Genomic DNA, 12,679 nt, shown 5'->3' with positions numbered 1-12,679 from the left:
CCCCTCCTTTACTTGATCCCCGAGTGAGCCATCGTAGTGATGACCTTGCGTTGGGCAATTAGAAAGATGATCAGGGACGGCAGGAACATGATCAGCACTCCGGCAGCGGCCGCCCCTTGCCTGGCCACTGTATTCGCCAGGTTTGCCGTTAGGGTGGACATATAGAACGGCAAGGTCTTCATGGACTCCTCCTGCATGAAGAAGATGGAGGTTTCGGCATTCCCCCACGCCGATTGGAATGCCAGAATCGTAATCGTCGCGATGGCCGGACTGACGACCGGGAGGACGATACGGGTGAAGATTCCCCATTCGGACGCTCCATCGATTTTGGCCGCATCCAGCAATTCGTCCGGCAGCTGTTCCATAAACTGCTTGAGCAGGAAAACCCCTACGGGCAGCGCAAGCATCGGCAGAACGTGACCCCAGTATGTGTTCATGATGCCCAGGCTCTGAACGACGACATAACGGGGAATCGCGATCGTATCCGTAACGAACAGCAGTGAGACGATAATCGTGCCGAAGACAAGCTTGGAGCCCGGGAATTTATGCTTTGCCAATGGATAAGCGCACAGTGCGCCTACCACTACCATGCCGATCGTGGCCAGGATCGTTACGACCACGCTGTTGAAGATATAGCGGGAAACCGGAACGAACGTGCTCTGCGTCAAATTGAGCAGCTCGATGAAATTCTGTGTCGTCGGCTCCCTGACGATGAATGTCGGCGGAAACAGAAACAGCTCGTGAAGCGGCTTGAAGGCATGATTAAAAATATAGACCAACGGCAGCAGCATGAACGCGGATAGCAGAGTCAACAGGACGAACAGAAAATATTGCGTACGGTCAATCCGCCGCAGCACGCGGATTACGGCCTTCCATTTTTGCCTCATTCCTTCTCTCCTCCTTCCTCCGTGCCGAACAAGTACCAGAAGAACCGGCTCAGAATAAACATCATCAACAGAAGAATGATCGATATAGCGCTTGCATAACCCAGCTCGAAACGGATAAATCCGTAGTCCTGAATATGATTCGCCATCAATTGTCCCGCATAATTCGGGGTTGGGTTGCTGCCGGACAGATCGGTTCCTATTCCGCCGGAATTTAACGTATGGACAATGGCCATAACCGCGGCGAAGAGCATCTGCGGCTTCATCATCGGAATCGTGATATACCAGATTTCCTGCAGGCGGCTGGATATGCCGTCAATGCGTCCGGCCTCGTACAGGGTGCGGTCTACGTTGAGAATTCCGGCCAGTTGGGCCAGGAAACCGATCCCCATACTGGACCAAATGGAGACGATAATCATAATATTCAGCAGGTAATCCGCATCCAGAACGAAATAAATCGGTTCGTCAATGAAACCCCAGCGCAGCAAAAAACTGTTGATATATCCGGTCCGGTCACCGGTAAACATCACCTGCCAGACGACCGCCATGGCTACCCCGGCCGTTAGCGACGGCGCATACATAGCCAGGGCGTACCAGATGCGGACGGCGTTCGGGAGCTGCGAGATGAGCCAGGCCAGAATGAAGGACAAAACATAGCCTATGGGCCCTACGAACAATGCGAATTTGAACGAATTGGGCAATACATGCTGCAGAAAAACGATATCTTGGGAGAAAATGTTTTGATAGTTGTTCCACCCAACCCAGCTTGGAAACTCAATCGCGTTGAAATAGGTAAAGCTTAACAGCACTCCTGCAATAACCGGAATAAGAATGAATATGGTAAAAGCCAGAACGAATGGCGCAATGAACAAATAGGACAGCCTGTATTTGTACATTTCCGAGAGAAGATGCTTAAATTTGCCGGACAAGGTTTGCTGGCTCCTCTTCTGTCCAGCCTGAAGCCTGTGCTGCCGGACCGGGGCATGAAGGTTACTCGACAAACGGATCCACCCCTTTCCACGGTTCCGTCACTTGCGGAAGCTCCAGCGTTCTGAGCACATTCTCCTGCTCATCAACCAAGCGGAATTCCTGCTGCTTGCGGATCAATTCCCTCTTGATCTGCTTGACGGCCTTCTCCAGCGATATCCGCGGGTTCTCATCGTCTATTGTGGCCCGATTCCAGGCGAAGCTCAGCTCTCTTGTCGTCATGTAACCCCCGGGTACATTCGGAATATCCTTCAGCCATCGCCACTGCTCCAGAATGACCTGCAAATCCTCCGGCCGCCAAGGCATATGAACGAACGCGTTAATGTTGGCCGAATTCCAGCGGAACGCCTCCCCGCGATACTGCTCGAGATTCAGGCCGTATTCCGTCTGTATGTCATCCGACATATACCACTGCAGGAATTTCCAAGCGAGTTCCTGCTTTTCCTTGGGCGTATCCCGGAACAGCATGGCACTTGTCGTCTGCAGGCTAGTGCCCCCGGACCAGCGTACGATGGACCCGTCCGGCTGTTTCGTGCCGGGCACCGGAGCGATTCCCCATACATTGAGAAGCTCGGGAGCGGCGACAAGAAGCTGCATGTATTGATTGAAATCAGCTATCCCGATCGGCATGAAGCCTTTCCGGAACTGGTTATAGAAGCTCTGCACCTGACGTTCCATTCCATGGACGTTAAATAAATCGGTCCACTGCTTGAAGGAATCGAAGGCCTCCGGCGTATCCAGCCCGGTATTCAAACCATCCGGAGTATACATCTCGACCCCGTTCTGATAGAAAATATAGGAAAAATCATTCGGATCGACGTAGAAATTCGCTTGATTCTGCAGCAAGGTAGGCACCATATCATATACTTCCTCCCACGTATCCGGCACCTTCAGCTTCAAGCGCTCCAAAATATCCTTCCGGTAGAACATCACCTTGAAATTAATCGTTTCCGGGACACCGTAATATCCGCCGTTGTAGTAATACGGAAGCATCGCACCCGGATGGAACTTGTCGAGAAACGGCCCGGCGCCGGGCAATTCCGACAGATCGAGCGCAGCGTTGCGCAGCGCCATCTCGAAGGGCATATCTCCGGGAATACCGAGGGCAATGTCCGGCAGAATCCCTCCCGCCTTGGCCAAAATGAGCAGATCCTTCGACTGGATCAGATTGACGTTGACCTTGATCCCATGCTCAGGCGTAAATCGCTCGTCCGCCAACTGCTGAAGCTCGTCAACATAATCCCGACCCCACAGCATCCAGACGTTCAGCTCCTCGTCCTTCTGCTCATTCAGCTTGTTGCTGTCGGTAAAGGAAGCGAACAAGGAGACTATAGCCCCCCACAGCTTCTGGAAGAAGCCGGCCGTCAATTTCGGGAATTCCGCCTGCACGGAGGCGGCATAAATTCTATCCACCTGCAGCGGAGCCTCTAATAAAGCCGTGCGCTGCGTTTCCAGCTTCTCCTGCATCGTTCCGATATTAATCTGGCGATATGGAATTTCATTCGGATTCTTCAATAAATCTTCGATGTCCTTGGCGCTCGATTCGAAGGACTGGGAAACGGTATCGGTCATCCCGTTAATTGCGATCATTTGTTCCGCAAGCCAATTGTACTGCTCATGCAGCTTCTTCAAACGGTCCACCAAGCCGGGAAGCTCCTTCTCCACGTCCCAAACCCGGAATTCGTCCACCCGGTTGCCGGTAGCGGTTCTCAGATCGAGCGAAATGTCTCTCCATTCGCTCGCCATGCCGTCAATAACGACCAACAGAGGGATGAACGGCTCGTAATTGACTTCCATTGAAAGTGTGTGAGTCCCTTTCGTCAAATAAAATTCGTAAGGCTCCCCTTCCTTATCCGCCAGCGTAACGCCCTGCCAGGAGGTCGCATAGGGAAACCCGTAATGCTTCATTTCCTGAAATGGAATTTCCCCGTCAATAGAAATGCTGCGGAATACGGACAGATTTTTATGAAAATTTTGCTTAACGCGCATGGCGAGCTTGTATCTTCCGTCCTCCGGCACGTCCAGCTCCCAGGTAACGGCCTGTCTGCTGCGATACCAGCTCCCCCCGCCGATTGTATTGAACCTTACTTTATAGATGGAATATGGGGTCGTGAGCGGATCGCGATCATACTGGACCTGAATGGACGTAGAATTTTTAGAATAAAAATGCTCCGCTTCGACCTCGATCAGCCGGGCTTCCTCAGAAGACTCCTCCGGATATTCCGATCTGACCTCGGCATAATCCCGAATCGATTGGGGCGGGTTTACGTACAGCGCCTTAATGGCCAGCGGCTGTCTGACGGCTTCCAGACGAATTCGGTTTGTTCCTTTCTTCAGCGGCCACAGAAGAGGCTGTGAATAAGCGCCTTCCGAATCGCGGAACGGCTGGTTCCTCCATTCCCCCAGCTCTTCGACCAGTGATCGGAGCTGGTTGTCTTCTTTGTCAAATTTCGGCTCCAGATCGCGGAATTGTCTCTCGAACTGAATCGACCTTGCTTCCCTGAAAGGGTGCTCCCCGTTAATCCGCACGGACAAGATAACGGCTTGCCGGTTGCCCCCGTCCTCCTCCGGCAGCGGATAATAATCCAAAGCGAGCTCATACAGCCCGTCCTGCTCTGCCTCGACCTCATATTCGATCCAGCCCTTGACATTCTTCCATACAAGAACATCGTTCTCGCCCTTATAAGCCCCTATCCGCACCTCTGCTTGCTCGGAGCTTGCCGCAAGCCGGTTCGCCGGAACATAAGCCCCCTCCTTCCCTTCCGCCCAGCCCTGCTCCTGCCATTCCTGGCGAATCTCGTAATAGAAGGGGCCGGATTCCAAGGAGGATTCGTCACCGGAAATGACAGCTGTCTTGGCGGCGGACGGCGCCAATGCCGCCAGACCGCTGTGCGGCGCAGCGAATAAACCGGTCAGCATGGCGCCGATCAGCATCACAGCGGTAAACCGGGATCTGTTCCCTTTATTTGTGTAAGCCATCGGTATCCTCCTTCCGCGCTATAATGGGGTGATAAAATGATTCGCTTCGTACCTTCTTTCACCAGACCTCCAAGGTCAATCTGTTAACAGCACCCCGGTCGTTTTATGAAAAAACAAAGCTTTATTCATGTCCAGCGCCACGGTCACCTTAGTTCCGTCATCGTAATGATGTCTCGGATGCGCCCGTACGACCAGCGTTTGCTCAGTACCAATATCCATATGGTAGTAGCGGTCGGAGCCCAAAAATTCGTTGAACTGCAGAATACCCGTAAGTACGGAATCAGGGAAGGCTTCCATGACGATCTCGTCAAAGCTTATGTTCTCCGCACGAATTCCAAGGACAACGGTCATATCCACCAAATTTTCCTTGCGGAGGTGATACGCCTGCTTTTCTGTAAGCCGCAGCTTGAACCGGTTCGTATGGAAATCAAGCTTTCCCGCTTCCTCCCTGATCCGCCCGTCTATAAAATTCATGGGAGGATTGCCGATAAAATTGGCCACAAACATATTGACCGGCTTGTTATAGACCTGCTCGGGGGTATCGACCTGCTGAATGACCCCCCGGTTCATCACCACCACCCGGTCCCCCATCGTCATCGCTTCTACCTGATCGTGAGTGACATAAATCATCGTGACTCCGATTTTGCGGTGCAGACTTATGATTTCCGAACGCATCTGCACCCGGAGCCGTGCGTCGAGATTGGACAGCGGCTCATCCATCAGGAAAGCCTGAGGGGTCCGGACGATGGCACGGCCCAGGGCGACCCGCTGCCTTTGTCCCCCCGATAGCTCCCGGGGTTTGCGATCCAGATAGTTTTCGATCTCCAGCACACGGGCCGCCCGTTTGACCGCCAGATCGATTTCGTGCTTCGGCTGTTTGCGCAGCCTGAGACCGAAAGCGATATTTTCATAGACACTCATATTCGGATAGAGGGCGTAATTTTGGAAAACCATGGAGATGTCGCGGTCTTTGGGCGGATAGTTATTGACGATGGTGTCCCCGATATAGATCTCCCCTTCGGAGATATCCTCCAGACCGGCAAGCATTCTCAGCGTCGTCGATTTCCCGCAGCCGGAAGGGCCGACGAACACAAGAAATTCCTGATCCTCCACTTCCAGATTAAAGTCCTTCACAGCGACTTCTTTGTATTTTCCATACCGTTTGTAAACGTGGTTAAACAAAATTCTGGCCAATGGTAAACCTCCCTGTAACTCGGTTTCGTTTCTCACCTTGCCGATTTCATATGTCTTTCTGCTTCGTGCAGGGTCATTCTCTTCTGGACTTTTCTTCGGCTATCCTCATTTCGGCCTTCTCCTGGACTACCCGCAGGAATTCGGGGATGTTCATGTCGGATTCGGCAAACTCCGCCAGATGGCCGACGATATCGACGTATTTATCCCACGGACTGACTCTGGATGGGGGAAGCGCTGGTGTACGGGCCACGAAGGCGCTTAAATTTTTGCCGTCGAAGATTTCATAATTGGCCCCATAGCGCTCATTGATTTCCGGCTGATTAAGCACCGTCAACCCATCCGCGATTTCAGCCAGCACCGTCTGATGATCCGCAGATGCTACTTCCATCAGCACCTGGAAGGCAGCCTCCTTGTTTTCGCTATATTTATTTAGGATAAGGGGGTGGGAAAAATGAGTCGGCGCAATGTCCGGGAGCTCCGGCCATACCGGGAGCGGAGCAATATCGATCGACCGGGCTTTGTCCGGATCTCCGATTCCCCAGCGCAAATATCCTGGCCAGGAAACAATCATGGCCACCGTGTTCTTGGTGAATTCATAATCCTTGCGGGCTTCCGGATCACTGTTATACAGGCCCGGAATATTATAAAACGCTTTCATTAATTCCATATATTTATGAACGGCAGGCTCTTGCGATATGAGCACCTCTCCCGTCTCGGGATCCGTCAAGTTTACCGTCAACTGCATAAGCGGGACAAGCGCTTCCGTACCTGTAAAGCCCGGTCCCATTTCCAGCCCCCGGTATTGGATTCCGTCCTTCACCGCTGTCAGCCGTTTGGCCAGATCGAGTACATCGTTCCATGTCATATCATCTGTCGGATAGGAAACCCCGAAGAGGTCGAATACTTCCTTGTTGTAAAATAAAGCATAATTATCCGCCGACGTCGGCATTCCGATCAGCCTTCCTTCCTTATCCCAGGCCCGGTACAACGCAATAATCGACGGATCAAGCCTATCCAGATCGAATTCGTATTGTTCCGCCAGAGCGTCCAACGGCTCAATCATTTCGAGCTCCATGAGCGGCTCGATGCCCCAATTGGCAAAAATGAGATCCGGTACTATTTTTTTGGCGTTCAGTTCCTGCAGCGGCTCCAGCTCGGCCCGGGAATCAATGAGCTCCAGTCTAATATCGGGCAGTTTCTCGTCAATGTCCTTAAATCGTTCATCGAAAGCCCCTTGGCCCCAAGGGTACAGAACCCGGATCGTAACTTCCTCCTGGGGACCTTCATCGGATGTCCCCATGTTTGCGTGAGGGGTTGAGATATCCGATTCATCGGCAGATCCCTCCATCCCTGTATTGGCAGTGCAGCCAGAAACGATAACCGACAACAAACCAACGGCCAGCAAAGCAGGAAATCCGCCTGATTTTCGAACTCTGTTCATTGACGTCCTCCTTAAAATTCATCATTCCATGATGGTTAATAAGGATGATCAAGCCCACTCCATTAGCTAAAGCAATCAAGTTTAGCTTTCTTTCCGTTCCACGGTATTAATGCTCGATTATCTACAAAATAGCAGGGCAAAAAGGATGTAAATAGATTTTATCCAAAATGGTGTGAAGACGGTGTGAATTTCCATCGGCTTGACCCCCCTCGTTTCTTGGGAAGAGAGGTCCGAATGGACAGAGAAAACTCCTTAAACAGTGCATGATTTTGGAATGACACCGGCATCCTTTCTGAAGCTGTCGATTCATTGTGGAAAAGGCGCTCAACAGGATGTTGCACTAGTGAAGTCCAACAGCAAAAACGTAATTGACCTGGGTGACCCTATTTCGTAGTTTCTCACATGATCTTGGTTGTACCTCATTAATATACAGCCTCTTTCTGACTGTTATCCCTTCTGCTCAGTTCCTTCATACCTGGCCGTTCCTTCATAATGATGCCGATATCTCCTTCTCCGTCCCTTCTGACTGTTATCCCTTCCGCTCAGTACCTAGAAAAGCTTGATCCGCATCATTCACTATTTTTTTCCCGAAGGCTTTGCCCGGTCTGCGGCCGGTTGGCGGAGGACTCCCGGAAGAGTTTCAGGAGACCCGGTTTATGTCGACCTGACTGCTGCGATGTTGGTGGGGTCCTACCGAGGGGAAACCGGGTCATAGGACTCGTCTGAGTCAAGGGGATAATAGTCCAAAGCCGCGTGACGAAGGGATAAATGTTTGAGTAGGAACACCACTGGAGGAAGTAATATCAAGGGGCTGGCTAGCATACGTTTGAGGGAGTTTGATTTATTATCTATTGGCGCCAAAAAAACCTCACCCCCCATAATCCATGGGCAGCGAGGTTCCAAAAGTCATACCGCTTCGAAAGGGAAGCCAAAAAAGGATGCGAAGTGTCAAACGTGACCTACAACCGGCGACTTCCTTCACTCATCCTCCCGGACGCGGTGAATAATCAGCATGAAGGATAATTGAACAGCCGTCATAACGAAAGCATACAGCCAAACACCTGCCCATAAAACAAGGGGGTGCCAAAAAGCATGCAGCAGTAAGCTGAACAGTGCAGATACAGCATAATAAATGCCGACGACCGCAGCCGTAGCCGCAGGCGCTTCCTTCCAATAGAAACGGCTTCTTCTCATGCCTGTATCGATATTCAAATGATCAACCACCATTGCCAGCTCCAAATAAATGTACCGGATGCGCAGGGCGAGAAATAAAACGAGGGACGCAAACAAACCGACCGCTCCGAAAATAAGAACGAGCAAAGTCGTTGCAGCGGTCTTCGCCAGAGCTACGATGATATAAAACAAAATAAAGCGGACCCAGGCCCTTCTCCCGTCTTTGAGAAATTGCCGGAAACTCCTCCGCTCACCCCGCAGCGCTTTATCAAGAGATGCAATGTAGCCTCCCTGCATCAGTGCCGTCAATAAGAGAAACAACAGAGTGACGAGTCCTATAACCGGCCCCCCGCCATGACGACTAAGAAAATCAGGCGAGTTCATAATTATAGGAACATTGATCAGATGGCCAAGCGAAGGAAGACCCATATCGAGAATGAGCTTGACCGATATTTGGGAGGTGCCGATAAATCCAACGGCGAGCCAGCCGGCGGCAAGCCCGGCCGAATCCATTAACGCAGGATAAAGCAGCAACGACGGATTACGGCGCAATGTGTCGAAAGCCCTTACAAAAATCATGTATACCCTCCGTTCGGATGCCGTTATTCGGTAAAATGATTATGGCATTCGCTGTATGACATGGGGGATACGGACCAGAAACGTCGATCCTCTGCCTACTTGACTTTTGACCTCAATGGTTCCCCCATGAGCTTCCACCAATGCCTTAACGATGCTGAGGCCTACTCCCAAGCCCCCGATATCCCGGGAGCGGGATGGATCCGCGCGGAAAAACCTTTTGAAAATATGCGGCAAATCCTCTTCGGAAATTCCAATTCCATTGTCGGAGCAATAAATCAGCGTTTCCGATTCGTTGGAGGACAGGCCAACCTCAACGGTGCCTCCGTCAGGAGTGTATTTGATGGCGTTAGAGATAATATTGGACAGGATTTGAATGATCCGGTCCGGGTCCACCTCCGCGATACAAGGCGTATTGGGATGATGAAACAAAAATTTCATATTTTTTTCCTTGGCGAGGAATAAGTAAGCATCATGAATTCCTTTTACGATCTTCGTCATTTGCACCCGTTGAATGTTCAGCTTGAACCTGGCGGTTTCCGCTTCGGACAATTTTTCCATATTGTCAACCAGCCGGGACAGCCTGTCAATTTCGTCGTACATGCTCTGCAGGTGTTCCTCCGTCTTCGGATATACCCCGTCCAGAATGGCTTCAAGCCGCGATAAAACCGAAGTCAGCGGCGTCCTCAGCTCATGTGTCAAATCAACCAGCATTCGCTTGCGCCAAATTTCCTGTTGATTGACATCCTCCATAAGAACATTGATCGTCCGATACAGTTCCCTGAGCTCGCTTGTTCCTTCCGGAATCAACCTCTTGTCCCGATCCCCTTTGAGAATCGGCTGTACCTGCCTGCTTCCATTGCGTAACGGAGCAGACAGTCTGCCGGAAATCACGATGCTCAACAGCAGTGAGGCAAGCAGGGCAACGGCGAAGGCAAGCTGCATCTTCCTCTCGGAATCCTGCTTCCAATTGGCAAGTGAGGCGATCTGATATTCATCGGCCTTATCGAAATAAGCATTTATATATCCCTGCACCCCGCCATTAACTATCACTGGAATCTGTACCTCATACAACCTTTCGGACGGAATGGAGAAATCCGAGAGATTCCCGCTGTATTCGTAGAGAATCGTTTCCTGATCGGGCCCGTAGCAGCGAACTGCGGTTGAAAACAACCTGGAGGTGCTCTCCAGCTTCTCCCGGATTGAAGCCGGTGTTGGGGCCTCGGTTAAGTAGGTCCGGACGACGGAAGCCATTCTGTAGGCTTGTTCAGAGTAATACTGCTCCTTATATCGTTCCAAGAGGGATTTCCCTTGTTGGGACAGAACAGCATACAATCCTGCAAGAACGAATGCCGAGGTCAGCCATACTGCCGCGAATGCCGCCCATCGGGTTCGAATAAACCGGCCCCTCCCCTTCATCCAACATCTTCATCCGGTTGATAATTGAACTTATAGCCCGATCCGATCTTCGTAACTATGTATTGGGGATTTTTGGGATCCGGCTCTATTTTGCGGCGAATGTTCTTGATATGGGCGTCCATGGTCCTGCCGTCCCCGATAAACCGGTAGCCGTGCACTTCATAAGACAAATCATGGCGGCTGTATATTTTCCCCGGATTCTTAACCAACAGATTAAAAATTTTAAATTCCGTACATGTCAAATTGGCTGGCCTGCCTTCCACATAGACATCCTTGGCTTCAAAATTTACGATCAGACGGCGGTTATTAAATTTCATAAAGCGGTTTGGTGTTGGGGAAAGCGAATTGATTCTGCGTTGAAGCGCATTAATCCGGGCGATTACTTCCTTCATCCGGAACGGCTTCGTAATGTAATCATCAGCCCCCAGGTTCAACCCGTTTATGGTATCGCTTTCATGAGCCTTGGAAGTCAGCATAATCAGAGGGACATTAGAAATAGAACGGATCTGCCTGCACAGTTCTTCCCCGGACATGCCCGGAATCATCAAATCCAGAACGATTAAATCCAGCTTGAAGGTTTGAACCTTCTGAAGGGCTTCCCTTCCATCACCGGAAGTATGCACATTCCAACCTTCTTTGATAAAATAAGATTTAAGCACGTCGCGAATCGTTACCTCATCTTCAACAATCATGATATCCATCTTATATATCCCCCTTGTGAAGAAAATGAGAAATTGTGCGGGCATAACTAGGACGGGCAGCCTTGGGAAGGTGTCGCCGCCAAATGGCTATCCTGTCTCCCGTATAATGAAGGCAAGGCTCTGAACCAGATTCGTGCGACCTAATAACCGCCTGCCGGGACTCTCTGATTGATTTATCTTGATTTCATCTGCCGATGCCATTTCAACGCCGAACCTCCCTCCCTAGAAATATTGTCTCAGAACGCAGAGAAATTCCGCAGCAGCTGCCGGGAATCTCTCCATTTAAACATAGAAACCTGCGGCACGTCCCGGTAAACAGCACTTTTATAACCAGTGTTTTCTATTATATACGGAACATATATAAAGATTCTGCAAGGTTCCTTTTCTTTCCTTTTTTTTCTGAAAAATACTCCCCCCCATAATTAAGGGAACGTTCAGACTAATATAAGTGGGGTCTGCGATCCTGGAAAACCGGAATTTTACTTCTTACACGATCCACTTCACCAAGGTCTATCTGTGCAGTGAGAATCGTTTCTTCCTCTCCGCCCTCCACGATGATCTCTCCCCAGGGGTCGATAACCATTGAGTGCCCGAAGAAGGAGGTATCTCCGCTTTGACCGACCCGGTTGCATGAAATCACCACCATCTGGTTCTCTATAGCTCTCGCGGTCAACAGCGTACGCCAATGATTCAATCGCGGATGCGGCCACTGAGCCGGCACGAACATCATCTTGGCCCCATCCAGAGCCAACCTCCGGGACAATTCCGGAAATCGGATATCATAACAAATTACCGCTCCAGCCGGCAGCCCATCGATCTCGAAGCGTCCGATCTTCTCTCCTCCGGTCAGATACTTCTCCTCGTCCATTAACCGGAATAGATGGATTTTGTCATACTCCGCCGCAAGCTTGCCGTTCCGATCAAATACGTACAATGTATTCCTTACTTCTCCGTTTACGTTATTCGCTATCGAGCCGGCCACCACATTGACCGAATGCTCGGCGCAGAATCCGGAGATCAGCTCACGGGTCCGTTTCCCTTCCGGGTCCGCCTGCTGTTGAATCTCTTCCAGGTCAAACCCGGTATTCCACATTTCCGGACAAATCAGGACGTCCGGCTTCGGATCGGCCTGCACCGCTTGGAGCAGCATTTGCTCGAGCTTGGCAAAATTAGCTTCGGGCTCTCCGGCTTTGACATCCATTTGAAGAAGAGCGATATGTAATGAAGACATCGTTTTCTATTCACTTCTTTCTGCTTTTTCTCTATCATAAGGGATACCGGGCGGTTCATCAATCCGGCCAACAGCAAAATCTCCTATAAGAATA

The 12,679-nt window shown here is 50.8% G+C and carries 9 protein-coding genes; all 9 read right to left on the bottom strand.

Going from position 1 to position 12,679, the window contains the following annotated elements:
* Positions 1-8 precede the first annotated feature (8 nt).
* Complete coding sequence (locus ACFQ03_RS01595; protein WP_144933265.1) at positions 9-887, bottom strand: carbohydrate ABC transporter permease; 879 nt, start codon at positions 885-887, stop codon at positions 9-11.
* Positions 884-1,780: a carbohydrate ABC transporter permease gene (locus ACFQ03_RS01590; RefSeq protein ID WP_144933388.1), complete on the bottom strand. Its 897-nt coding sequence runs from the start codon at positions 1,778-1,780 to the stop codon at positions 884-886. The genes ACFQ03_RS01595 and ACFQ03_RS01590 overlap by 4 nt, the downstream gene beginning before the upstream one ends.
* A 94-nt stretch (positions 1,781-1,874) precedes the next feature.
* The gene (locus ACFQ03_RS01585; RefSeq protein ID WP_379285626.1) at positions 1,875-4,850 is read right to left on the bottom strand and encodes an extracellular solute-binding protein; all 2,976 of its coding nucleotides are present in this window, start codon (positions 4,848-4,850) and stop codon (positions 1,875-1,877) included.
* A 75-nt stretch (positions 4,851-4,925) separates the two neighbouring features.
* Positions 4,926-6,044, bottom strand: coding sequence for an ABC transporter ATP-binding protein (locus tag ACFQ03_RS01580; RefSeq protein WP_144933267.1), 1,119 nt, complete (start codon positions 6,042-6,044; stop codon positions 4,926-4,928).
* Positions 6,045-6,117: 73 nt separating this feature from the next.
* Entirely contained in the window at positions 6,118-7,485 is a 1,368-nt protein-coding gene (locus ACFQ03_RS01575) for an ABC transporter substrate-binding protein (RefSeq protein ID WP_379285623.1), read from the bottom strand.
* Positions 7,486-8,463: 978 nt separating this feature from the next.
* Positions 8,464-9,237: a hypothetical protein gene (locus ACFQ03_RS01570; RefSeq protein ID WP_144933268.1), complete on the bottom strand. Its 774-nt coding sequence runs from the start codon at positions 9,235-9,237 to the stop codon at positions 8,464-8,466.
* A gap of 39 nt (positions 9,238-9,276) precedes the next feature.
* Positions 9,277-10,653 (bottom strand): sensor histidine kinase, encoded by a 1,377-nt coding sequence (locus tag ACFQ03_RS01565; protein WP_379285621.1) that lies wholly within the window; start codon positions 10,651-10,653, stop codon positions 9,277-9,279.
* Positions 10,650-11,354, bottom strand: coding sequence for a response regulator transcription factor (locus ACFQ03_RS01560; protein ID WP_144933270.1), 705 nt, complete (start codon positions 11,352-11,354; stop codon positions 10,650-10,652). The genes ACFQ03_RS01565 and ACFQ03_RS01560 overlap by 4 nt, the downstream gene beginning before the upstream one ends.
* 439 nt (positions 11,355-11,793) lie before the next feature.
* Positions 11,794-12,585 (bottom strand): carbon-nitrogen family hydrolase, encoded by a 792-nt coding sequence (locus ACFQ03_RS01555; RefSeq protein WP_144933271.1) that lies wholly within the window; start codon positions 12,583-12,585, stop codon positions 11,794-11,796.
* Between the last annotated feature and the right edge of the window lie 94 nt (positions 12,586-12,679).

Source organism: Paenibacillus residui, assembly GCF_042677205.1.
Taxonomy (GTDB): Bacteria; Bacillota; Bacilli; order Paenibacillales; family NBRC-103111; genus Paenibacillus_L; species Paenibacillus_L residui.
Note: the sequence above shows the minus strand (reverse complement) of the source record. Positions and strands in the feature narration are given on the sequence as shown.